20 protein-coding genes and 1 rRNA gene are annotated in these 23,272 nt (G+C 42.1%); 8 read left to right on the top strand and 13 right to left on the bottom strand.

Features of this window, described 5'->3' with window-relative positions:
* Positions 1 to 120: 120 nt before the first annotated feature.
* The 3 genes from FTU83_RS00105 to trxA form a co-directional block, all read right to left on the bottom strand.
* Complete coding sequence (locus FTU83_RS00105; protein WP_180105439.1) at positions 121 to 366, bottom strand: hypothetical protein; 246 nt, start codon at positions 364 to 366, stop codon at positions 121 to 123.
* Positions 367 to 778: 412 nt separating this feature from the next.
* Positions 779 to 2,047: a transcription termination factor Rho gene (gene rho / locus FTU83_RS00100; RefSeq protein ID WP_067731074.1), complete on the bottom strand. Its 1,269-nt coding sequence runs from the start codon at positions 2,045 to 2,047 to the stop codon at positions 779 to 781.
* Positions 2,048 to 2,370: 323 nt separating this feature from the next.
* Positions 2,371 to 2,697, bottom strand: coding sequence for a thioredoxin (gene trxA, locus FTU83_RS00095; protein WP_078189572.1), 327 nt, complete (start codon positions 2,695 to 2,697; stop codon positions 2,371 to 2,373).
* Between the two features lie 266 nt (positions 2,698 to 2,963).
* Between trxA and ppx the strand changes: the two genes are divergently transcribed.
* Genes ppx through FTU83_RS00070 form a run of 5 tightly spaced genes read left to right on the top strand, consistent with a single transcriptional unit; the run spans position 2,964 to position 8,073 of the window.
* A complete protein-coding gene (ppx, locus tag FTU83_RS00090) occupies positions 2,964 to 4,484 on the top strand; it encodes an exopolyphosphatase (RefSeq protein WP_180055945.1) in 1,521 nt (506 codons plus the stop codon).
* Positions 4,485 to 4,517: 33 nt separating this feature from the next.
* Positions 4,518 to 5,342: an acetyl-CoA carboxylase carboxyltransferase subunit alpha gene (locus FTU83_RS00085; RefSeq protein WP_078189570.1), complete on the top strand. Its 825-nt coding sequence runs from the start codon at positions 4,518 to 4,520 to the stop codon at positions 5,340 to 5,342.
* On the top strand, positions 5,279 to 6,655 hold the full coding sequence (gene tilS, locus FTU83_RS00080; RefSeq protein ID WP_180105438.1) for a tRNA lysidine(34) synthetase TilS: 1,377 nt from the start codon (positions 5,279 to 5,281) through the stop codon (positions 6,653 to 6,655). Before FTU83_RS00085 ends, tilS begins: the two co-directional genes overlap by 64 nt.
* Entirely contained in the window at positions 6,652 to 7,482 is an 831-nt protein-coding gene (gene proC / locus FTU83_RS00075) for a pyrroline-5-carboxylate reductase (protein WP_180105437.1), read from the top strand. The genes tilS and proC overlap by 4 nt, the downstream gene beginning before the upstream one ends.
* Positions 7,483 to 7,509: 27 nt before the next feature.
* Positions 7,510 to 8,073 (top strand): YggT family protein, encoded by a 564-nt coding sequence (locus FTU83_RS00070; protein ID WP_078189567.1) that lies wholly within the window; start codon positions 7,510 to 7,512, stop codon positions 8,071 to 8,073.
* A gap of 161 nt (positions 8,074 to 8,234) precedes the next feature.
* Here FTU83_RS00070 and polA read toward each other — a convergent pair whose 3' ends face one another.
* Entirely contained in the window at positions 8,235 to 11,000 is a 2,766-nt protein-coding gene (gene polA, locus FTU83_RS00065; protein WP_180105436.1) for a DNA polymerase I, read from the bottom strand.
* Positions 11,001 to 11,163: 163 nt separating this feature from the next.
* Here polA and FTU83_RS00060 point away from each other — a divergent pair, with 163 nt between their 5' ends.
* Positions 11,164 to 13,950, top strand: coding sequence for a DUF2339 domain-containing protein (locus FTU83_RS00060; protein ID WP_180105487.1), 2,787 nt, complete (start codon positions 11,164 to 11,166; stop codon positions 13,948 to 13,950).
* Between the two features lie 121 nt (positions 13,951 to 14,071).
* On the opposite strand, the gene FTU83_RS00055 is transcribed toward FTU83_RS00060, so the two are convergent.
* Positions 14,072 to 14,995: a mechanosensitive ion channel family protein gene (locus tag FTU83_RS00055; protein WP_168379815.1), complete on the bottom strand. Its 924-nt coding sequence runs from the start codon at positions 14,993 to 14,995 to the stop codon at positions 14,072 to 14,074.
* 9 nt (positions 14,996 to 15,004) lie between these two features.
* On the bottom strand, positions 15,005 to 15,826 hold the full coding sequence (locus FTU83_RS00050; RefSeq protein ID WP_078192622.1) for a hypothetical protein: 822 nt from the start codon (positions 15,824 to 15,826) through the stop codon (positions 15,005 to 15,007).
* Between the two features lie 100 nt (positions 15,827 to 15,926).
* Between FTU83_RS00050 and gspE the strand changes: the two genes are divergently transcribed.
* The gene (gspE, locus tag FTU83_RS00045) at positions 15,927 to 17,414 is read left to right on the top strand and encodes a type II secretion system ATPase GspE (RefSeq protein WP_180105435.1); all 1,488 of its coding nucleotides are present in this window, start codon (positions 15,927 to 15,929) and stop codon (positions 17,412 to 17,414) included.
* Between the two features lie 56 nt (positions 17,415 to 17,470).
* Here the strand turns inward: gspE and FTU83_RS00040 are convergent, their stop codons facing one another.
* The 7 genes from FTU83_RS00040 to FTU83_RS00010 all read right to left on the bottom strand — a co-directional run bounded on the left by FTU83_RS00040 (position 17,471) and on the right by FTU83_RS00010 (position 22,621).
* Positions 17,471 to 17,821, bottom strand: coding sequence for a hypothetical protein (locus tag FTU83_RS00040; RefSeq protein ID WP_180105434.1), 351 nt, complete (start codon positions 17,819 to 17,821; stop codon positions 17,471 to 17,473).
* Between the two features lie 171 nt (positions 17,822 to 17,992).
* Positions 17,993 to 18,385, bottom strand: coding sequence for a DUF4951 domain-containing protein (locus tag FTU83_RS00035; protein WP_180105486.1), 393 nt, complete (start codon positions 18,383 to 18,385; stop codon positions 17,993 to 17,995).
* A gap of 203 nt (positions 18,386 to 18,588) precedes the next feature.
* Positions 18,589 to 19,014: an organic hydroperoxide resistance protein gene (locus FTU83_RS00030; RefSeq protein WP_078189560.1), complete on the bottom strand. Its 426-nt coding sequence runs from the start codon at positions 19,012 to 19,014 to the stop codon at positions 18,589 to 18,591.
* Positions 19,015 to 19,109: 95 nt separating this feature from the next.
* Positions 19,110 to 19,934 carry a carbon-nitrogen hydrolase family protein gene (locus FTU83_RS00025; protein WP_180105433.1) on the bottom strand — a complete coding sequence of 275 codons (825 nt, stop codon included), beginning with the start codon at positions 19,932 to 19,934 and terminating at the stop codon, positions 19,110 to 19,112.
* A gap of 32 nt (positions 19,935 to 19,966) precedes the next feature.
* A complete protein-coding gene (gigB, locus tag FTU83_RS00020) occupies positions 19,967 to 20,485 on the bottom strand; it encodes an anti-anti-sigma factor GigB (protein ID WP_180009658.1) in 519 nt (172 codons plus the stop codon).
* 112 nt (positions 20,486 to 20,597) lie between these two features.
* Positions 20,598 to 21,566: an RsbU family protein phosphatase GigA gene (gene gigA / locus FTU83_RS00015; protein WP_078189557.1), complete on the bottom strand. Its 969-nt coding sequence runs from the start codon at positions 21,564 to 21,566 to the stop codon at positions 20,598 to 20,600.
* 98 nt (positions 21,567 to 21,664) lie between these two features.
* Positions 21,665 to 22,621, bottom strand: a complete 957-nt coding sequence (locus FTU83_RS00010) for a VacJ family lipoprotein (RefSeq protein ID WP_180105432.1) — start codon at positions 22,619 to 22,621, stop codon at positions 21,665 to 21,667.
* Positions 22,622 to 23,159: 538 nt separating this feature from the next.
* On the opposite strand from FTU83_RS00010, the gene FTU83_RS00005 reads away from it, so the two are divergent.
* Positions 23,160 to 23,272, top strand: a 16S ribosomal RNA gene (locus tag FTU83_RS00005); the annotation flags it as partial.

Here is a 23,272-nt window from a genome sequence, read left to right as displayed (position 1 = left end):
TTAATAAGTATGGGTTTAGTATTTTGAATTTTAGCTCTTTTTATGAACTAGGGTTTAAAGTTTGAGGCAATAAAAAAGAGAGCCAAAGGGCTCTCTTTTTGTGCTGAATAATCGGTTAGATTATTGAGCAGCAGCTTCAGAAGCAGCAGTAGTAGCTTCAGAAGCAGCAGCAGTAGCTTCAGAAGCAGCAGCAGTAGCTTCAGATGCAGCAGCTTCAACAGCAGCAGCGTCAGACGCAGCAACTACTTCAGAAGCAGCAGCTTCAGATGCAGCAGCAGGAGCAGCTTCTTCAGTTTTTTTAGCACAACCAACGAAAGCTAAAGTAGTAGCAACTGCAGCAGCAATAGCGATTTTTTTGAATAACATGGCATCACTCTCTAAAATATGAGATTAAAAAATAACCTGCGTTAGTCTGTTGTGTGCTTTTATTATGCCTAATTTGAATAGGTATTAAAAATGCATAGAGCAGTCTAACTGGTCTGCGTGTATGCTATCACTGAGTATTTTGAAATGCTACTAGTGACTTTGAAAAAACCGTTAAAAATAGGTGAAAAACGGCCATTTTTTAACAGAAAATAACAATTAAGAGAAAGTTTTATATTGGCGAAATAGCAAATAAACTACTAAAAAGAATAGGGTTTTTTAACATATATTTTTTATAATCATAAACTTGAAAATAAGTTTACATGGAGATCTATCAAATGTTTCTTTGTGTAACTAAAGTCAACCAAATAAAAAGGCCATCGTTATAGATGGCCTTTTCAGTCAAACATTCAACTTAGTTGGATGCTTTACGTTTCATTTGATCGAAGAAATCATCATTGGTTTTGGTTTCTTTCATGCGATCAAGCAAGAATTCCATCGCTGCAAGTTCGTCTTGTGTATGAAGCAATTTACGTAAAATCCAAACTTTACGTAGGTTATCTTCAGACATCAAACGCTCTTCACGACGTGTACCTGATTTTTTGATGTTCATCGCAGGGAACACACGTTTTTCAGCAATACGACGGTCTAGGGTAATTTCTTGGTTACCTGTACCTTTGAATTCTTCATAGATCACTTCATCCATCTTACTGCCAGTTTCAATCAACGCAGTTGAGATAATTGTCAGTGAACCACCTTCTTCGATATTACGTGCTGCACCGAAGAAACGTTTTGGACGTTCTAAAGCATGGGCATCCACACCACCAGTAAGAACTTTACCAGATGAAGGGATTACAGTGTTGTAAGCACGTGCTAAACGAGTAATTGAGTCAAGCAAAATCACTACATCTTTTTTGTGTTCAACAAGACGTTTAGCTTTTTCAATCACCATCTCTGCAACTTGTACGTGACGAGCTGGTGATTCATCGAATGTTGAAGCAACCACTTCACCACGAACAGTACGTTCCATTTCTGTTACTTCTTCAGGACGTTCGTCAATCAGAAGGACAATCAAGAAACATTCAGGATTGTTACGAACAATCGACTGTGCGATGTTTTGTAACAACATGGTTTTACCCGCTTTTGGCGGTGCAACGATAATTGAACGTTGACCTTTACCAATCGGAGCAACCAAGTCAACCACACGCGCAGTTAAGTCTTCTGTTGTACCATTACCTAATTCCATTACCAATTGTTCGGTTGGAAATAAAGGTGTTAAGTTTTCGAAAAGAATCTTATTACGTGAGTTTTCGGGTGTGTCGTAGTTAATTTGATTAACTTTTAATAATGCAAAGTAACGTTCGCCTTCTTTAGGTGGACGAATCGTACCTGTAATAGTGTCACCAGTACGAAGGTTGAAGCGACGGATTTGTGATGGGCTCACATAGATATCGTCAGGGCCGGCTAGGTAAGAACCCGCTGCAGAGCGTAAGAAACCAAAGCCGTCCGACAGAATTTCTAGAACGCCATCACCAAAAATCTCTTCGCCGTTCATTGCGTGGCGCTTTAAGATGGCAAAAATAATATCTTGCTTACGGTTACGAGCCATTCCTTCGAGGCCCATAAACTCGGCAATCTTGATGAGTTCGCCAATCGGTTTTTTCTTGAGTTCGGTTAAGTTCATAGGTGGTCAGATAGAATCTAAAATTCTGAGGTACAGGTTGGAAAAGGGAGCAACAAATGTGCCGCGATCATGCAAGAAACGATAGCAATTGGTTTGCACAAAACAATTCAGAGATCTGATTCGTTATATGAAGAGAGATGTGAAAAACAATTCTGTTGCCGAGCGGCATTTTATGTGTTGTGTTGTAAGAAAATGACAGGATTTGAGATCCTTAATTTCTTGAGTAAACAATATAAGAGAGAACACAGCATTTGTCAATTTATCAACCAAAAAAATACGCTGTGTAAAACAGCGTATTTTCGATTGTTTTTATCGAAAAAATATTAGATGTTTTCTTCGATGAAAGCTGTCAATTTAGATTTTGGTGCGGCACCGACTTGGGTTGCTACAACTTCGCCGTTTTTAAACATTAATAATGCAGGAATGTTACGGATGTTGTAGTTTACAGCTGTTTGTTCGCAAGAAGTTACGTCTACTTTAACGATTTTAACTTTGCCTTCAAACTCAGTTGAAAGTACTTCAAGTACAGGTGCAATGGCTTTACAAGGAGCACACCAACCTGCCCAGAAATCTACAAGTACAGGAGTATCAGACTCTAGTACGTCAGCTTGGAAGTTTGCATCAGTTGTATTTACGATATTGCCAGACATGGATTTTGCTCCGGATTTAATTTTTAAGTTGACTCTATGCTTATAAGTATTACATAGCCAACTATAACAATGTAGGGGGTTATGTAAATTTTCGACCTGAATGGTCAGTTTGTCTAATGGATGATCACGATGCCGATGATCGTGTATGACTATCATTGCTTCAGATAAAAAAACGATAAGTTCCGTTCGAACTGCTCATAAATGGCTTTTAAATTGCATGTATGTGAATTAATCTAAGCACAATTCTGAACAGGTTTTTTTGAATAATGTCTGATTTTTTGATTGATGAAGAATTACTTGCTGCTATCGATATGGGATCGAACAGCTTCCACTTGGCTATCGCACGTGTAGACCATGGCGAAGTGAAAAAAGTTGCATCAATGTCAGAAAAAGTACAGCTTGCCGCAGGTCTAGACGAAAATAAAAATTTGACTGAAGCCGCACAGCAACGAGGTTTAGCCTGCCTAGCACGATTTGTAGGGCGTTTAAATCCTGTCCAAGCCAACCGTTTACGTATTGTGGCGACCAATGCCTTGCGCCAAGCAAAAAATGGTCATGAATTTATTCAAAAAGCCGCTGAAATTTTACCGAAACCCATTGAAATCATTGCTGGTCGTGAAGAAGCCCGTCTCATTTATTTGGGAGTTTCACATACCATGGCAAACAGTGGTCGTCGTCTAGTGATTGATATTGGTGGGGGTTCTACAGAGCTGATTATTGGTGAAGAGTTTGAACCGATTCATACTGAATCCGTGCAAATGGGCTGTGTCGCTTTTACCAAAGCGTTTTTTGCCGATGGTGAAATTAACCTGAAAAGTTTTGATAAAGCGGTAAATGCTGCTCGCAAGGAAATTGCAGGTATTGCTAACACTTATAAAGCTGCGGGCTGGGATACTGTTGTCGGTTCAAGCGGTACGATCAAAGCGTGTCGTCAGATTTGTGTCAATATGGGCTGGAGTAACGATCAGGAAGAACTGACACGTGACGGTCTATTTAAACTCAAAGATAAATTGCTTAAATATAAGCATGTCAATGAAATGGAATTTGATGGTCTAAAAGAAGACCGTCGAGCAGTTTTGCCAGCCGGTATTGCCATTTTATATGCCGTCTTTGATGTGCTGAATATCGATAAATTGGTCTATTCGGATGGCGCATTACGTGAAGGCGTGATGTATGACCTCTTGGGTCGTTTCCAACATGAAGATGTTCGAGATCGTTCTGTACATGCGTTGATGGGTCGCTACAACGCAGATGTGAAACAAGCTGAGCGTGTAGTCAATACCGCGCAACAACTGTTTAATGGTGTGGCGACCGCACTGAATTTGACCAGTGATGACAGTGATTTACTGCGTCGTGCAGCGTATTTGCATGAAATTGGCTTAGCGATCAGTCATAGTGGTTACCATCGTCATGGTGCTTATTTACTGCAACATTCGGATATTCCGGGTTTCTCACAAATTGATCAAAACCATTTGTCACATTTAGTGGCGCATCATCGTCGTAAGTTACGTAGTGACGCGCGCATTGATGTGATGAAAGTCGGTGGTAACAAACTTGTTTACTTATGTCTATTGCTTCGTTTAGCAGTTTTATTAAATCATAGTCGCAGCGATGAGATGCTTCCTGCCATTGAATTAAGCGTGGACAATGCGCAACAATGGCAACTTAGTGTTTCTGGTGATGCCAAACAGTGGCCTTTGTTGGTTGCAGACTTGCATGATGAGCAGGTGCAATTTAAGCATTGGGATATTGAACTGAATATCCAGTCGGAACAATTTATCAATTAACAGACCAGTTAAGTTAGGGATAATGATCGACCTATGAAAAATAAAGCAGCTCAATCTAAAGCCTGGACTACGGTTCAGATCGCACGTCATCCTGAACGTCCGCAGTTTTTGGATTATGTTGGCGAAATTTTTACAGAGTTCGATGCTTTGCACGGTGACCGCCTATTTGGTGATGACGGCGCGATGATTGGTGGTTTGGCTCGTTTAGATGGTCAGCCTGTGATGATTGTAGGTCAGCACCGTGGTCGTAGTACACGTGAAAAATTACAACATAATTTTGGTATGAGTAACCCCGAAGGTTACCGTAAAGCACAGCGTTTATTGGATATGGCCGAGCGTTTTAATCTGCCAGTCTTTACCTTTATTGATACCATGGGTGCGTACCCAGGTGTGGGTGCAGAAGAGCGTGGTCAGGCCGAAGCGATTGCAACTAGCTTAGCTCAGCTTTCTTCACTCAAAGTGCCTGTAGTGGCAACGGTATTGGGTGAAGGTGGTTCGGGTGGTGCGCTCGGTATTGGCGTGGCTGACCGTGTGATTATGCTATCTCACAGTATTTATTCAGTGATTTCACCTGAAGGCTGTGCATCTATTTTGTGGAAAACTGCAGAGAAAGCAGAACAAGCAAGTGAAGCATTGGCATTGACGGCAGATAAATTGCAGAAGATGGGCATTGTGGAATACGTGGTGGACGAAGCGGAAGGCGCACATTTAAACCCTGAAAAAGTCATGCAGGATTTGAAAGTGGTCTTGAAGCAAGCTCTAGAAGAACTGCAACCAATGGATGCAAACGAACGATGCGAAGCGCGTTATCAGCGTTTAATGAAGTTTGGCAGCGACAATTTAGGGCTGACTGCTTAAGTCAAATTCAGGCGCTGCCTGAACAAAGCCGATTTTTAATAGGATGTAGTGGTGGCATGGATTCCATGTTGCTGCTGCATCTTATGCCGTTTTTGTGCCCTGAAAAAATACGGGTAATTTATATTGATCACCAACTACAAGAGAGTAGTCACGCTTGGGGGGAGTTTGTACGTGCTCAGTGTGCAGCGCTGAATCTTCCATTCATCATACAAAAAGTTCAGGTTGCGCAAGGTAACCTTGAAAATCAAGCACGCTCGGCCCGCTATCAAGCCTTTGCCCAACATTTACAAGCAGATGAAATATTGGTACTCGCGCATCATCAGCAAGATCAAGCCGAGACACTGATGTTGCGGCTACTTTCAGGTGCTGGTGTCCATGGCCTTGCTGCCATGAAAAAATTCGATGTACGTGAAGATTTTGCTTTATGGCGTCCGCTATTGGATCTTTCACGTGAGCAAATTTGCCAATGGGCAGCACAACTGCATGTGCAAAATATTCAAGATCTCACTAATTTTGATACCGACTATGACCGCGCGTGGAGTCGTGAAATTTTGTGGCCACTACTCAGTGAGCGATTTCCTAAAATGCAGAAAGCTCTGAGCCGAACCAGTTATTTGATGCAAGATGCTGATGAAATTTTACACGAGGTGTTGCAACAAGATTTGGCAGCCTGTGGTTCATCGCAAACTTTATCTTTAGTGGTTTTACAACAGCTCAGTCTGGCACGTCAGCGTCAGTTGTTATCGCACTGGATGAAAGGTGAGGGGCAATATCGTCCAAGTTTTGAAATGGTACAGCGATTATTTTCAGAAGTGATTGGCTCACGCGAAGACTCGCAAGCGGCATTACACTGGAATGGATTTTATTATCTGCGCTTTCAACAGCAACTTCATCGGATTACCAAAGCGGATTATCTGCCAGCAGAATCCATTCAAGAGGTTGAAGTTGTAACTTGTGTTGCAGGTCAGTGCCTCAAGTTGCCTGCCGGCCATTTTGTGATTCAACCCTCAGAGGTTGGCTTATCACCTGAATTATTGGGGCAGCAACTGCAGATACGCCCACGCCTTGGCGGCGAAAAAATTCATTTATATGGTCGTGTCGGAAGTTGGCCTTTGAAAAAAGCCATTCAGCAGGCGCAAATTTTTCCATGGCAGCGTCATACTATTCAAATATTAAGCCGAGATAATGTTATGCTAGGCGTCTTTACGCCTCAGGGCTTTTGGTTGGCGCAGTCTGAATTTTGTACTCAAGCTGGCTGGCAACCGACATTATCTCTTAACGCTAAATCTGCAATATCGGATCTTCAATCATGAGCGCAATTCTAAATTGTAATATCAGTTTCATTGGTGGCGGCAACATGGCACAGGCTTTAATTGGTGGCCTAATTGCACGTGGTGTCCCGACTACACGTATTACAGTTTCAGATCCCGTAGAAAAAGTACGTGAGCTTTTGGCTGAAAAAGATTTGCATGTGACCGATGATAATGTTGCGGCAATTCGAGATGCTGACATTGTTCTTTTTGCAGTTAAACCTCAGGTGTTGGCAAAAGTTTTGGCACCATTACAAGGTTTGCTAGAAGGGAAGTTGGTGATTTCAATTGTTGCAGGTGCAGAAATTGCAACGATTTCAAAACTATTAGGCACAGAGCGTATTGTTCGTGTCATGCCAAATACACCGGCTTTAGTTCAAACCGGTGCGCATGGCTTATATGCAGTTGAAGCGGTTTCAGCTGAAGATCGTGATCTTGCAAGTCAAGTTTTGGCTTCAACGGGTTTAACACTTTGGGTAAACTCAGAAGCGCAAATTGATGCGGTAACAGCAGTTTCTGGCTCAGGTCCTGCATACTTTTTCTATATGATGGAAAGTATGATCCGTGCAGGTAAAAACATGGGCTTGGATGAAAAGGTAGCTACAGCGCTAACCTTGCAAACTGCATTAGGTGCCGCACAAATGGCAATTACCAGTGCCAATAGTCCTGCGGAGTTACGTAAAAATGTAACCTCTCCAAACGGTACCACACAAGCTGCGATTGAAGTATTTGATCGTGCTCAAATTTCACAAAATATTCAGGCCGCTTTAGCCGCAGCGCAAAAGCGTAGTCAAGAGTTGGCACAAGAGTTAAGCGAAAGCACCAAATAATTCGATTTGATTTAGGAAAGTTCAAGTATGGGCTCTGCTCAAATTTTTGGAATCATTATTAACGTTGCAATTTTGCTCGTATTTTTCCGTTTTTTAATGCAGCTTGCTGCCGTGAGTCCATATAACCCTGTGGTTTTGGCAACAGCAAAAGCAACAAAAATTGTCGACATCTTTAGCCGAATTTTCCCAACTTTGGCCAAAGGTCGAGTGAATACCGCAGCATTGGTGTTGGTGGTGATTCTGTATTTGTTAAAAATGTTTGGTTTGATGTATTTGTCAGGCGTGGCGGTGAATAGTCCATTCCATCTGATCATTATGACCTTTGTGACCATGATTCAGGATTTAATCCGTTTCTGTCGTTACTTAATTTTTGCATCGATTATTTTGAGTTGGGTCGTGATGTTTAGCCAGTCACGTTCGCCTTATATTGAAGTGGTTCAAGAGTTGGCAGAACCGCTACTTGCGCCATTCCGTCGTATTCTTCCAAATATGGGGATGATTGACTTGTCACCAATTTTTGCGATTTTGGCATTGTTGGTTGCGGAAACCATTATGAAGCAAGTCGCAATTGCATTATTGACTGGTCTTTAATCTGAGCTAAGACGAGTTAAATTAAAAAGGACGCCGAGGCGTCCTTTTTTGTGGATTTAATATGTGGTGTAAAACAAGATATTTCTACTAACTAAGAAACATCTCACCTCCATCCCAACCTTCCTCCTATAAGGAGAAAGGTGTGAATGAACGTGAATGAATTAGTGTGCTTCGTCCCAGTTATTGCCTTGACCGACTTCCACAATCAGTGGAACGGAAATTTTCAACACAGATTGCATCACTTCAGTCAGTTGGGCAGACAGTTCATCGGCAATTGCAGCATCAACTTCAAACACCAATTCATCGTGTACTTGCAGTAACATTTTGGCTTGATCTTTCGGTAAGATTTTATCGACGGCGATCATGGCCAATTTAATAATATCCGCTGCAGAACCTTGTAGTGGTGCATTGATCGCTGCACGTTCAGCGCCTTGTTTCACCATTTTGTTGCTCGCCATAATGTCTGGTGTATACAGACGACGACCTAAAATGGTTTCCACAAAACCTTGTTCACGTGCAACTTGGCGAGTACGTTCCATATATTCCAAAACACCAGGGTAGCGTTGGAAGTATTTACCAATATAGTTACGCGACTCTTCTCGAGTGAAACCCAACTGACGGGTCAAACCAAATTCAGACATACCATAGAGCAGGCCGAAGTTCACCGCTTTGGCTTGACGACGTTGGTTGCTGGTCACTTCATCGAGTGGAATGCCCAAAACTTCTGCCGCAGTACGTTTATGTACGTCTTGTCCATGATTAAAAGCATCGACCAATGCATGATCTTGCGAGAAATGCGCCATTAAACGTAATTCGATTTGCGAGTAATCGGCTGCCAGTAAAATGCGACCTTCAGGTGCAATAAAGGCTTTACGGATTTGACGTCCAATATCTTCACGGACAGGAATGTTCTGTAAGTTTGGATCGGTAGATGACAGACGACCTGTAGCCGTTAAAGCTTGGTGGTAACTGGTATGCACACGATGTGTGTCATTATTCACTTGTTTTAACAGACCATCGGTATAAGTGCTTTTCAGTTTAGAGAGACCACGATATTCCAAAATTAAGTCGGTAATCGGATGGTCGATTTTTTCTAAGACACTTTCACTGGTACTGTACTGACCTGTAGAGGTCTTCTTACCGCCTTTTAAACCTAATTTATCAAACAGAATCTCACCAACTTGTTTTGGTGAGCTGACATTGAAGCTTTGACCCGCAAGATCGGTAATTTCTGTTTCTAAATTTTGAATGGTATTGGCAAATTCCACACCGAGTTGGTCGAGGAAGTTCATATCTAGCTCAATGCCGTTTTCTTCCATAGAGGTTAGAACACGGGCAACCGGCATTTCAATATTGTGCAAAATATTGATCAGTTCCGGATGGGCTTGTAACTTTTTATCGAGTACTTCATACAGACGATAGGTCACATGGGCATCTTCTGCGGCATAATGGGCTGCAGTTTCAAGCTCAATTTGGTTAAAGGTCTTTTGTTTTGCACCTTTGCCAGCCACTTGTTCGAACGTCGTTGTGAGATGACTTAAATACAAACGCGCGACGTCATCCATTCCATGACGAGTTGCCACAGAGTTGAGGACATAAGAGGCTAACATGGTATCGAAATACCAACCTGCCAAATGAATACCATGATTTTCTAAGACATGTGCATCATATTTGAGATGATGACCAATTTTTTGTACGTCATTATCTTCAAGTAAAGGTTTGAGTTGATTCAGAATTGTGTCGCGATCAAGTTGTTGCGGCGCACCTTCATAATCATGCGCAAGCGGCACGTAATAGGCATCATGTGCATCTAAAGCCACCGAGAAACCTACAATCTGCGCCACGCGGTAGTCAAGGCTAGTGGTTTCGGTATCAAAGGCAAAACGCTTTTCAGTACTTAGACGCTTGAATAACACATCCCAATCTTCTTGGGTCAATACTGTGTGATAACGTGCTTCACCGAGTAAATCATCAACACTGGTTTTGTCCGCTTGATCTTCAACTTCAGGTGCATTGGCTACAGTCGCCGTGGTGTTGATGGCTTTGGCTGCTTGTTTGTAGGTTGCGCCATTGGGGTTGTTCGGATGATCTAAAGACTGCAGTTGGTTACGGAATTCTAGTTCCGTATATAAATCACGCAGTGCTGGAATATTTGGGTCGGCAAGTTTCAAATCTTCGTATTTAAGGCCCATGTCGAGGTCACAAACGATGCTCGCCAGTTGGTGGTCAAGAGCAATTCCTTCAACATTTTCTTTAATGTTTTGACCGACTTTACCTTTAATGCTGTCGACATTTTCTAAAATGCCGCCAATCGAGCCGTACTCGGTTAAAAGTTTCGCTGCTGTTTTTGCGCCAACACCGGGTACACCACGGATGCCGTCAGAGGCATCGCCCATCAATGTTAGGTAGTCAATGATTTGATTCGGCCACACCCCAAATTTTTCAAAAACGCCTTGAACGTCCATCGGTTTGTCTTTGAAGCTGTCTTCTAAAGTGACACGCTCAGTAACGAGCTGCGCCATGTCTTTATCACCGGTGGAGATCAAAACTTGATGACCGGCTGCTTCAGCGCGTTTGGCTAAAGTTCCGATAATGTCATCGGCTTCAGCACCTGGCAACATATGTAGTGGAATCCCTAGAGCACGAATTAATGCATGAAGATATGGAATTTGTTGTGATAATTCTTCAGGCATACTTGGACGGTCACCCTTATAAATCGGGGACAATTCATGACGGAAGGTTGGTTCAGGTGTATCGAAAATAACGGCCATATGCGTCGGTTGGATGCGACGCATTAATTTTTGGATGGCAGAAATGGCACCTCGGATTGCATTGGTATGCAAACCGGTTGAAGTGGTTAATGGTGGCAGTGCATGGTAGGCACGAAATAAAAAGTATGAGCCATCGACCAAGACAAATGGTGGCATGGATAATTTCCTAATCCTGAAAACGGTTTTATTGTACGTGATTTTTTGCCCGTACGCTGAGTCTAGATTGTATATGTAACTTACCGAATCACTGATGAATAGTTTTAATCCATCGGTCAGGCTCATGTATCATCAAAACATTCAGGAAAATGACGAAGCAGGTATGCTGAAACAGAATAATGAAATCAAGATGATTTGGTTGATGTCGCTGATTATGGTGGGGATCGGGGCATGGTACTTAGATGTCCGTATCCTGAGTTATATCAGCGGCATCGGTTTTATGCTCAGTGTGATGAATTATGTCGATGATTTGCAGCACGGCGCTGATGCACTGAGCTCATCCAAACAACCATTTCAAGTGACATCAAAGGTTCCGTTATATATTGCATCGTTATTAACGGTCGTTGGACTGTTAACAGAATTGGGATATTTAGTTGCGATTGGGATAAGCCTGTGGGTCTATTTTTTTCTGCGTTGGCTGAAACGATTAGAACGTCAGCTGCATCTATTGCAAGGACGTGCGCTTCAGTCGCAATCGAGTCATGCAGCTACTTCAATATCAGCGCCTACAATAGACCGTCCTGAAATTTTTGATTCTGACAATACACCATTTGTACATCCCGCGACGGCAATTGGTACAGCTAGACATCAGGCAGTAGTCAATTCATCGTCTACTAATACACCATCCAAGTCTGCGCCAAATCTATCTAGTCAAATTCAGCAATGGCTTTTCCAAGGTAATCCTGTGTTAAAAGTGGCGGTGTTGGTCTTGGTGATTGGCGTGGTGCTCTTACTTAGATTTGCCACAGAGCATTGGCAACTGAGCTTAGCCATGAAGCTGTTGATTGTGAGCTTGATCAGTGCTGGTGTTGTCGGACTGGGTTTTTGGCTACAAACCAAAAACCGCAGTTTTGCCTTGGCGCTAGAAGGTTTAGGTCTTGCAGCGCTGTTTTTGACTTTATTTTTTGCCTATTACAATGCCGTGATTTCGGGCTTTAGCATAGCCTGTGTACTGTATGCAGCGCTTATGGCATTGACGATTTGGCTCAGTTTGAAACAGCAGTCGGTAGAGCTGGCAATCATGGCGATGCTGATTGCCTATCTTGCTCCATTTACCTTGCCTGTTCGTGATGCAACTGCAACGGAATTTATTGCCTATTATCTTGTGATTAATATTGCTGTTGCGGTCATGAGTACTTTAAGACCGTGGAAATATCTGAATCAAATCGCATTTTTGATGACGGTGATTATGGGTGGTGGATATGCTTTTTACCACGGATACACCACCGAACGTCAGATGATGAGCGTGTTGGTTTTAGCTCACGCTGCAATTTTTATTTGGCTCGGTTTTCGTTTTAGTCAGTTATTGGCGAAACAAGATCTTGAGCATTTTCAGCTTAAACCTGCCTTGGATATTGCACTGATTTTTGCCGCACCAGTGCTTGCTTATCTGGCATTGTATTTGATGTATTTTGAGGAAACGGTATGGCAGGCGGGGTATAGCTTGCTATTCGCAGCGCTTTTTGCCGTACTGTATAGCATCAGTAAACGCAGTGCTGTGATTCCACTGATTGCACAAAGTTATTTGAGTTTGACCTTAATTTTCTTGGCATTGATTCCACCGATAGTATTGAAAGAGCAGTGGAGTGTAGTTGGTTGGGCAGTTGAAGGTGCGTTGATATTTATATATGCCCTATACAAGCAGTCCAATATCAGCCGTTATTTAGGCATGGCGCTCTTGGTGATGGCGGGTTGTTCAAGTCTGTATTATTTGGTTCAACTGCCACATTTCCCTGCACAGATGTATTGGGGCGTGTGTTTGAGCTATTTGGCGGCCATTATCGTGACGCACGCTGTTCCTGCATTTCATAAACAGCTTTCAAGTTCGAGTATTGCCTTTCAATGTGTGCAAATGCTCTCAGCAACTACTATGTTCATCATGTTGCTCTTAGATTGGCTGCAGAGTAGTCATCAATTGGCCTTGAGTCTATTGATCGTCAGTGTGGCCTATCTGTTGGTGAATGAAGGCTTGTTAAAACGAAAAGCTTCGTGGAGTTGGTCCATCATTAAGTCGACGGGTCTAGTACCTGTTTGTGTGATGGGGCTGTACCAAGTTATTTCAGTGAGTGAGAACGGTCAGTTACTTTGGCATTCAACGATGGAGCAGATGTATTTTGCATTCGCTGGGCTGAGCTTGACGCTGCTTTGGCTACGACCATTACTCGGTGTGCGTGAAGAAAAAGAATGGGTCAGTTTTGGGATTCTAAGCAGCTTGGCGTGGACCAGTCTGACACTGATACCCAGTATGCCGTATATCAGTGTGGTAATTTTGCCGCTGATATTTTGTGCATGGTGTTATTGGCAAGCGCAGCAACCGGCCTGGAAAATGTTTTGGCAAGCGCGTAGCAGCTTGTTTTTGGCTTTAAGTTGGATCATCAGTTCGCAATTATTTAGTCAGCAGGCCTTTGTGGGATATATCTTGCCGATACTGAATCCTTTTGATGCAGTGAGTTTGCTGTTGTTAGCGGCTTTTTTATGGATGTTGAATCAACAGTTAAAAGCTGGTTTAGATCGTAGCTTGGCTGCCGTGTTGAGTGTCCTAGGGCTACTTTGGTTAAGTAGTTATGTTGTGCTCCGTGCCTTACATATGTATCTGGATACGCCTTATAACAGTTTAGATATTTGGAGTGATGCGACCGTTCAACTAAGTTTTACCGTGCTGTGGGTGTTATTGGCTTTAGTGAGTATGCGCTTTGCCAGTCAGCGCCAATTACGTTCAGTTTGGCTACTCGGCGGCAGTATTTTGGTCTTGGTGACGTTGAAATTGGTCTTACTGGATTTATCTCATGTCGGCACCCTCATGCGAGTGATTTCGTTTATGGCCGCAGGTTTTGCCATGCTTTTGATTGCTTATATTGCCCCCATGCCGAATGACAAGATTGAGCCATGATGAAGTTCTTAAAGGTACGAAATCACTAAGCTGTACAGGTCGATGACTATAATAGTAGATGATAAAAAAGCCCCGCACATTTGATGATATGCAGGGCTTTTTATATCAAGTCTATAAACCATTATTTGAGTTGAGGCTCTCGTTGAATCTCTTGTGCATTGGCATATTGATCGACGTCAGCATCGTTTACTTGTGTAGAAAGCGGGTGGTCAACAAAACCCATTTTCGGTACAGGGATTTCAATTTTATTTTCTACAAAGGCATTACGAATCCGTTCTTGCATCTCATCGCGGACTTTTAGGAAATTCTCTCTTTGACACCAAATGGCAAAAAGCAGCTCAATGGAAGATTCTCGAAAGGCAGTGACGGTCACGGCAGGTTTAGGATCGGCCAAGACCAATGGATATTTACTGACGGCATCTAATAAAACTTCGCGGACTTTGATGATGTCTTCATGAAAGTTAATCGCAAGGGTAATTGGAATGCGCCGTATTGGAAACTTAGACAAGTTATGTACAGGTGCCCGAATCAGTTGTTCATTCGGCAAACGGACATAGACATTGTCCTGCGTGAGTAATTTGACCGACAGTAAATCAATCGAGATCACTTCACCTTCAATGGTATGCCCACGAATCAGTGTTAATTGAATGGTATCACCGACTTCAAAAGAACCTTCACCGATCAAGAACATCCCGCTGATCAGGTTGGATGCGGACGTTTGCGAGGCAAAACCCAGTGCGACCGTTAAAATACCCGCTGCACCCAAGAACACGCTGAGTTTAAAGCCGGCTTCTTTTAAACTGGCCATCACAAAGATTAAAAAGATGAAATAGAAAATCCCGCGACGCCAAACCAACTGCTGATGGGCATTGAAACGCATACCTACAGTACGAATAAAGGTATTCGAGATAAAACGAGCAATCAGAAAGCCGATGACTGCCAATAATACAGCCACCAATAATTCCGTCAGCCGATCAGTATTGAGATTGGCGACCATTCCTTTTAGGCTGCTGGTAATTTCTGTCGAAATATTTAAATCTGCCATGGCTCACCGTTAGAAAAATGAATCAAACATATTGAACAGCACATTGGCTGACTCGCGTGGCGGATGCAGATAAATCACGTCACCTGCTTGTGGCGGTGTACGGTTTTCAATTTTGACCCGCGGCGGTTTGTCATGACCCTCATGCACGACCCGAATTTGTGAAGTCCATAAACGTCCTGTACTTTCACTATAAAATAATGGCAAAGCCGGTACAGGGACATTCATACGGTCAAAGCGAATCTGTTGATTACTCACGTTATGAAACTCAATAGGGGTTACAGCACGAAAAGCACGAGGTTTGAGTTGTTTAAGTTCTGTACGACCATCAACTGCTGTGGCATAGCAAATTTCACCCATTCGATGGTTCGGACCAAACCAGGTATCTTTTGGTAGAATCACAGGTATATCAAACAAAGGTTCTCTAAGACCTTCGACAAAACCAGCAATCCAAAGCGGTGTGCTGATATATAGCGTTCCGCGCTGTCCAGCTGGAATATAAATCGGATCGACTGGTTTAATCACCACAGACCGATCGGCCAAACGTGGCATAATTTGAATTTTGTCATGTGTCTGGCGGAACATATAACGTTCCATTTTAATGGGCTGTGGAAAACCAAATTCAGGGTCTTGAATCGGATGCCATTGCTGCTCATAGTCAAACTGAAAGGTCGGGCGATGGTATTCCATACGCCACTCTTGCATGCCGCGCGTTACACGGAACAATAAAGACCCAAACTGCCAACTGCGCGGGTGATTCAGTTCAAATTGATATTCCCCCCACCATTTACGTTTTGGGGATTCCTTTTCAGTCAAATCATTTTCTAATGGCAATGCGTATATCCCTTGTCCTGATAAATCCTAAAAACAGACTTCACGCTGTCAGATGCTTAGAGTACACTCAAAACAACTTTTTTCATCATTATAATGCGTGATGCAAGTACTTAAACAATTACAAATACCATATAGTTTTGCCAAACGTCATGGCGTATTGCTTCGATATGAGGGTGATCAAGCTTTTATTGTACGTCGTGACAGCACGCCACTGCTGGCTTTACAAGAAGCACGTCGCTATTTAGGGCATCCTGCACAATATCAATTATGTGGCGAGCAAGAATTTAATCAATTACTCAGTGCAAGCTTTGCCGGAGACACCGGTGAGTCTCAACAAGTGGCAGCGGGTCTGGAAGATCATCCTGATTTACTTAGCCTTGCGGACTCTGTACCAGAAGCTGAAGATTTGATGGATCAGGAGGATGATGCGCCGATTGTACGCTTAATCAATGCCTTATTGTCGGAAGCGATCCGTGTCGGTGCTTCAGATATTCATATCGAATCTTTTGAAAAAAAGCTGTCTGTCCGCTTACGTGTCGATGGTCAATTACGTGAAATTGTCCAGCCACGTCGCGAGCTTGCGCCATTGTTGGTGTCACGGATCAAAGTCATGGCTAAACTCGATATTGCAGAAAAGCGAATTCCACAAGATGGTCGTATTTCACTGCGTTTGGCAGGCCGAGAAGTTGATGTTCGTGTATCAACCTTACCGTCTTCCTATGGTGAGCGTGTGGTGATGCGTTTACTCGATAAACAAGCTGGGCGTTTAAATATGACCCATTTGGGCTTGATGCAACATGACTATGATCGACTGAAACAACTGGTGCATCGTCCGCATGGCATTATTTTAGTTACGGGACCAACGGGTTCGGGTAAAACCACAACCTTATATGCGGCATTGTCTGATCTAAATGATGGTTCAAAAAATATATTGACTGCAGAAGATCCGATTGAGTATCAACTTGAAGGGATCGGGCAGACGCAGGTCAATACCAAAGTGGATATGACCTTTGCTCGTGCATTAAAAGCCATGCTTCGACAAGACCCAGATGTGGTGATGGTCGGTGAGATTCGTGATTTAGAAACTGCTGAAATTGCAGTACAAGCGTCATTAACAGGCCACTTGGTACTTTCAACGCTGCATACCAATACAGCAATCGGTGCGGTGACCCGTCTTAAAGACATGGGGATTGAACCCTTTCTACTTTCAAGCTCATTGATCGGTGTGGTGGCGCAGCGTTTGGTTCGAACCTTGTGCCGTCACTGTGCGACTTGGCATGATGCCGATGATTTTGAAAAAGACTTATTTAAGCATCTCGATGCATCGGCCGAATTAAAATTGCCACAACCTAAAGGATGTGAACAATGCTCGCATACTGGATTTACAGGGCGTACCGCAATTTATGAAATCGTCCCGATTGATGAGCAAACACGTCGCCTCATTCATGGTAATGCTGCTGAGTTTGAGTTAGAAAATCATGTACGTGCAAATGCGGGTTCAATTCGTGATGATGGTTTGCGTAAAGTTTTGGCAGGTAAAACCACCATTGAAGAAGTGCTCAGAGTGACGAATGAAGCGGCTGAATAGTCGGTGTGAAATATAAATAAAGCCCCGAAGCCTGTGTAATGATTCGGGGCTTTGCTTTAATTAATCTTTTCAAAATGAATTACAGCATCATATGCTTTGTCTGTCAGAGTGAGGTGAGTTGCATCACTGAGTTTCATTTCAATGCTATTGCTCTCTTTATATTTCAAAACATCATGGCTCACTTCGGCCATACCTGATGTAGTACTAGAAGTGCGCTCAGTATTATTTTTATCGAGCCAAAATTCGTCTTTAATTTGGTAGTCATCGCCTTGTTTGCTAATGGAAAGTTTGCGTAGGCTCTCCATGTCAGGTGTTTGTTTCCATTCCCCTGAAAAATCAGGCGCAGGTGTTTGGCTACATGCGGCTAAGGCCAAGCTTAGAAAAAGCATCGAAAAGTATGTTTTCATTGTAAAGTCCTGAAAATGATTTTAATTTTTTATGGATGTATAGTTAATTATAGTTTGAATATTAAACATTTTTTAAATTTTATTCATTATTCTTTCTATCGAATGTCTCATAATTTTTTATTTTAATTTGAACAAAAACAGCCCAAAAATATGGGCTGTACGGTCTTTCACTTACCACAAACTGACAACTTTCTTCATCAATTCAGCACGAATGGGCGCGGTTGGGTTACCTGCATTGCGCTGCGTTTCATTTTCATAAAACTTTTGCCAAGTTTGAACCATCTCTAAAGTGACATCTTGAGTTTTAAGCTTTTCAACGTCGGCTTTGGTGATGTTGGCTAAGCGCGCTGCAGCACCTTCTGGGCCTGTACCCCAACCAATGATGCCTTGACCATAGGCAGGTAAAGACATGTTGTTCGGTGTTGGCGGTAGCGCAAGACGTTGAATATCTGGATTAACCAAGGATTTAATCTGAGGACGGACTTTTTCAGATAGGGTTAATTCGGCAAAACTTAGTGTGGGTGCGCTGATTAGCAATGTACTGATAAGGAGAGGTTTAAGCATCATAGATCAACAAATGAATGTAAATAATAATCGTTATATATTTTAGCAAGGTTTTGGTAGCTGAATAAGAATATTTAAATGCATTGGAAATGGATAAGGCTTTATTTTGAGCTCAGCTGTAGATTTGTAGAAGTCAAAAAAGTTCAAAGCACTATTTTATAAGGAATTAAAACAGTGCTTTGTATAGATAGGTACAAATGGATTTAAGTCAAAACATTTAAAGTGACATTAATATTGTTTCGGGTCGCATTTGAATAGGGGCAAACAATATGTGCAGCATCGACCAATTTCTGTGCCTCGCTTGCATCCATACCCTCAAGATGAATATTAAGCGTCACTTCAATACCAAATCCTGTTGGAATAGGGCCGATACCAACATCACCTTCAACATAGGCAGCAGGGGCAATCGAAATTTTATCTCGGTTAGACACAAATTTCATTGCACCTAAAAAACAGGCTGAATAACCAGCGGCGAAGAGTTGTTCAGGATTCGTACCATTACCTGTACCCCCCATAATTTTCGGCACCGCCAATTGAACATCTAAATGACCATCGGACGTCGTTGCACGACCATCACGACCACCAGTGGCTTTTGCATGGGCTGTATAAACTGCTTTTTCTAAAGTCATTTTTCTAATCCCTCAGATGATGGTTCAAAATCATATCGTGGGGGATTTTGTTTAAATAATATTCAGTTTTTTTGTAATTTTATACAGAGTGAAAATCAATATTGAACCAAAACACGGTGCTGCATCAGTGGCATTGATGCGCGAATCTGTTGCTGCTCGTCTAAGTCAAAAGGAACTGTGAGTAGTTGAGCGCCTTCTTCTGCGGTGATTGCTAAAATTTGACCACGGCTGTTGCTTGCTCCAGCATGACCCCAAGTTTGACGCTTTTCACCATGCCAGCCTTGTTGTGCGGCACCTAATACAGCACATTGACTATCCATGGCACGAGCTTGCAGTAACAACTGCCAGTGCATTTCACCCGTGGTATAAGTAAAAGCTGCAGGCGCCGTTAAAATGTTTGCACCTTGGCTACGAAGTTTCAAAGCCAGTTCAGGAAAGCGCAAGTCGTAGCACACCATCAGGCCAATATTGCCAAAAGGTGTTGTTGCAACTACGGTTTCAGTACCAGGTTCAAAGAATTTTGATTCTTGATAGCCACCGACAGCGTCACCAACTTGCACATCAAATAAATGAATTTTGTCATAACGTGCTTCGGTACGTTCAGGGCTGATACACAGGCTAACAGTACGGACACGGCCATCTTGAATGATTGAACCATCTGGACGATAAGGGCATGGGAGTGTGCCCGCAACAATCCAAAGTTGATAACGATGTGCGAGTTGTTCTAGTCGCTGCTGAATACTTTCAAATTGCGCCGCGGTTTCGCGTTGTTTACCTGCGGCAAAGCAGACAAAATTTTCAGGAAATACAATGAGACTCGCACCTTGAGCCTGACATTGTTGCATCAATGACTCGATCACTTTGAAGTTATCTTCAATGTCATTTTGAGAATTCATTTGTGCAACGGAAAGTAAAGTCATGCGAAGAGGGTCTCTGCTGTGATTAACCTAAATTAGACATTTTGCTGCTTGGGTTGCACTAGATTATCCTGCTCTTTTTGCAGTTGTTTGACCAAAGGCTCAAACATATTTTGGTTGCTATCATTCAGTTTCATCAGCGTTTTGTGTGCATCTAAAACCGTATTCAGCATATTGCTATGGGTAATGTGTTCTTCCATAAGTGCGCGAGTGCATACACTTGGATCACCACAATAATTCAAAATAACAAACACTTGACCTAAACCCATGCTATTGGCAAGCGTTGTGATATCAGAGTTTGTAGACAACATTACCGCTTGGATATGGTGAACTTGTTTGAGCTTCAAACCCAGTTTCGCCAAAATGCCAAGAACAGTACTATCGATAAATGTCGTTTGGGTTAAATCAACGATTGCACCGACGACATTTTGTTGCTGTTCAATTTTGTTTAATAACTTGTCTAGACTAATACAAGATTGGGCACGCACTTCGCCAATAAGCTTAAAAATATGCGTTCCGTTCAAGCTTGCATATTCAACATGACCTGTTGACATATAAATGCCATTTGCAGAGAAGGATAGTAAATTATCCCATAGGGGCACAGCTTACTCAAGTAGCCGAGTATGATCAGAAAGTCGTATTCGGTTTAAGTAGTTGATTTCGTGATTAATTGATTCGACGTAAACTTAGGATGGCAATATCATCAGCAACATGGTCTGGTGCTTGAAATGATTGATTTTGCAAGTGATAGACCAATTGACCTAGCTGTTCATTCAATCCACCGTCAAAAGGTTCAAGTGCGCCATCCGAGCAAATTACAAAGCGTGAATAACGATTTAAGGTAAATTCAAACTCTTCAACTTCTAGGTCTTCAGTTAAGCCAAGTGGAAAGCTACTGGTATTTAAAATTCGTGCGGGAAGACCAGGTTCAAATAAAATGGCCGGCGGATAATGGCCTGCACTAGACCATTTCAAGACATGCGTATCGAGATTAAGTATTCCCGCAATCATGGTAATGTGCTTTTCAATATTTTCTTGAACCAACATGCCATTGAGTTTTTTGATCAACTCTCTTGGGGTTTTTGAACGACCGTGGAAAGCAGCCATCCATGAGGTTAGTAAACTACTCGTTACCCCATGACCAGATACATCTGCAAGATAAAACATGATTTCTTTATCGCTGATTTTCCAGTAATCGTACCAATCACCGGATAAATAGGCTGAAGGCTGGAAGAATGTTTCAACTTTATAGTTGTGGAGTTCAATCGGATTGGGCAGTAAACGTTTTTGCAAATCTGCAGCAGAAGGGAGATCACGGCTATCTTGATTGCGTTTGTATTGTGCATCAATTTTAGTAAGTGCCACCTGAAGGTTAGTTGGGATATGATCCCAAACCCATCCGGCTAAAGCGCCTTGTTGCCAAGCTTGAGCCAATGCAGCACCTTCATGCTCAAAAGCGAGCACAATAGTAGGAAGTGTCCATTGGTGATTTAAAAAGTCGGCAACATCAGCAATTGCAATGATCGTTGGATCATACAAGTCTAGATCTTCAATGTTAATCATTTGTACGCTAGGAAGCGCATCAAGTACCTGATCTAAATATGGAATATCACGAGTAGGTTGAATGAAATACATAAAGAATTAGATGAATCCTTCGATAGATAATAAGTGTACTATAGCAAGCTAATGATGGCTGGAGGGAAAAACCACACCAGCCAATTGAAAAATTTTATTTATTCAGTTAATACCGTGTCGGTATCATCTGAAATGCTATCATCAATGAAATCGGTAGAATCATCAGATGAAACGTCTGTTGAATTATCTTCAGATTCATCAATATTGTCATCTTCTTCATCAATAAATAGGTTTTCTTCAGCGATACCTTTTTTCTCGGCAATAGAATAGTTTAGGCGTTGTAAATAGATGTCGCGAATTTGAGCATATTTATCGCCTTGCAATACACCTTCAATATCCAGTAATTGAGCGCGAGTATCGATTCCACGTAAAGTTTGCTCAGACCAATACGCCACATCATGACCATCAAGCATATATTTCTGTGGACGTCCTTGACTATCTACAGCTAGACCGACGGTTTGGCGCAATGTGCTTGGACCAAGCACCGGTAAAACAATATAAGGACCAGAAGGAATACCGTAATATCCTAAAGTTGCACCAAAATTTTCATCTTCGGTTTCTAGGCCTAGGCGACTCGCAGGGTCAGCAAAGCCTAAAGTTGTCAGTGTATTAACAGTAAAGCGACCTAGACTTTTTGCGGCACGTGTCGGTCGTCCTTGGATGAGTTGGTTAAACGCATTCCACGGTTCGCCCAAATTTTTACGGAATAAACGATAAGATTCACGAATATCCTTAGGAGTTTTCGCTACATATTGCACAGCAGCAGGGCGAGCAATATGGACATCTAAATAATCATTAAATGCGTAAACTTTTCGGTTGATCGGCTGAAAAGGGTCTTTATCTTCTTCTGATTGTGCTGCATTGGCATTTACAGATAATTTTTTTGCAACTTCAGATGACTTGACCATCGCAGCATGCGCAAGTTGTTGTGTTTTTGATTTATTGGCAGCTTCAGAGTCTTGAGCAACAGGTGCTGAAGACTCGTCATTTGCAAATACAGGTGTTGTTACGACAAGTGACAATAATCCTGCATATAAAAAAGAAGTTTGGCGCATATATAGTCCTGACGCTTTTAGCGCGGCAAAATGTTTGCCGTATAATAAGTAAAAACGTTCAAATAATCCTGATTTATTACTATTAAACCAAATTTGATCAAAATATGAATGAAAAAATGTAATTTTGAGTGAAAAATGTGCGCTCAAAATAATTATTTTAAAAAAAGTGTTGCGTTGGATCAGAAATGCTGTAGAATGCACATCCATCGGCGGTGATGAAGATTAAAACTTCTAATAAAACAATGACTTGGTTGAGTTGATTGAGTTGGGTTTTATTTGATAAGTTTAAAAATAATTTGAATTACCGGTTGACTCTTTAGAAATAAAGAGTAATATAGCCGACCTAGCTTGCTGGTGACGAACCAACAAGAAGATCATTAAGAGATTATGAAGAACAACTTGTGTGGATTTTTACTGATTGATCGATCGAAATTATTTTCATTGATTGATGGTAGAAATTACTCGAAGTTTATTTGAGCAAATTTTTGTCAGTAATTGATGAGCCAAGATTGGTACCCTTTAAGGTACTATTGATTTTAAACTGAAGAGTTTGATCATGGCTCAGATTGAACGCTGGCGGCAGGCTTAACACATGCAAGTCGAGCGGGAATAGGTAGCTTGCTACCGATTTCTAGCGGCGGACGGGTGAGT

This window comes from Acinetobacter sp. YH12152, from assembly GCF_013418285.1.
Lineage (GTDB): Bacteria > Pseudomonadota > Gammaproteobacteria > Pseudomonadales > Moraxellaceae > Acinetobacter > Acinetobacter amyesii.
Note: the sequence above shows the minus strand (reverse complement) of the source record. Positions and strands in the feature narration are given on the sequence as shown.

Coding starts and splice junctions, on each gene's coding strand:
- gspE (WP_180105435.1), top strand. CDS start 15,927: ATGCAAGTACTTAAACAATTACAAATACCATATAGTTTTGCCAAACGT.
- FTU83_RS00040 (WP_180105434.1), bottom strand. CDS start 17,821: ATGAAAACATACTTTTCGATGCTTTTTCTAAGCTTGGCCTTAGCCGCA.
- FTU83_RS00105 (WP_180105439.1), bottom strand. CDS start 366: ATGTTATTCAAAAAAATCGCTATTGCTGCTGCAGTTGCTACTACTTTA.
- tilS (WP_180105438.1), top strand. CDS start 5,279: ATGCGAAGCGCGTTATCAGCGTTTAATGAAGTTTGGCAGCGACAATTT.
- FTU83_RS00030 (WP_078189560.1), bottom strand. CDS start 19,014: ATGACTTTAGAAAAAGCAGTTTATACAGCCCATGCAAAAGCCACTGGT.
- proC (WP_180105437.1), top strand. CDS start 6,652: ATGAGCGCAATTCTAAATTGTAATATCAGTTTCATTGGTGGCGGCAAC.
- FTU83_RS00010 (WP_180105432.1), bottom strand. CDS start 22,621: ATGCGCCAAACTTCTTTTTTATATGCAGGATTATTGTCACTTGTCGTA.
- FTU83_RS00035 (WP_180105486.1), bottom strand. CDS start 18,385: ATGCTTAAACCTCTCCTTATCAGTACATTGCTAATCAGCGCACCCACA.
- gigA (WP_078189557.1), bottom strand. CDS start 21,566: ATGTATTTCATTCAACCTACTCGTGATATTCCATATTTAGATCAGGTA.
- rho (WP_067731074.1), bottom strand. CDS start 2,047: ATGAACTTAACCGAACTCAAGAAAAAACCGATTGGCGAACTCATCAAG.
- FTU83_RS00085 (WP_078189570.1), top strand. CDS start 4,518: ATGAAAAATAAAGCAGCTCAATCTAAAGCCTGGACTACGGTTCAGATC.
- polA (WP_180105436.1), bottom strand. CDS start 11,000: ATGCCACCATTTGTCTTGGTCGATGGCTCATACTTTTTATTTCGTGCC.
- FTU83_RS00060 (WP_180105487.1), top strand. CDS start 11,164: ATGCTGAAACAGAATAATGAAATCAAGATGATTTGGTTGATGTCGCTG.
- FTU83_RS00025 (WP_180105433.1), bottom strand. CDS start 19,934: ATGACTTTACTTTCCGTTGCACAAATGAATTCTCAAAATGACATTGAA.
- FTU83_RS00070 (WP_078189567.1), top strand. CDS start 7,510: ATGGGCTCTGCTCAAATTTTTGGAATCATTATTAACGTTGCAATTTTG.
- trxA (WP_078189572.1), bottom strand. CDS start 2,697: ATGTCTGGCAATATCGTAAATACAACTGATGCAAACTTCCAAGCTGAC.
- FTU83_RS00055 (WP_168379815.1), bottom strand. CDS start 14,995: ATGGCAGATTTAAATATTTCGACAGAAATTACCAGCAGCCTAAAAGGA.
- gigB (WP_180009658.1), bottom strand. CDS start 20,485: ATGTCAACAGGTCATGTTGAATATGCAAGCTTGAACGGAACGCATATT.
- ppx (WP_180055945.1), top strand. CDS start 2,964: ATGTCTGATTTTTTGATTGATGAAGAATTACTTGCTGCTATCGATATG.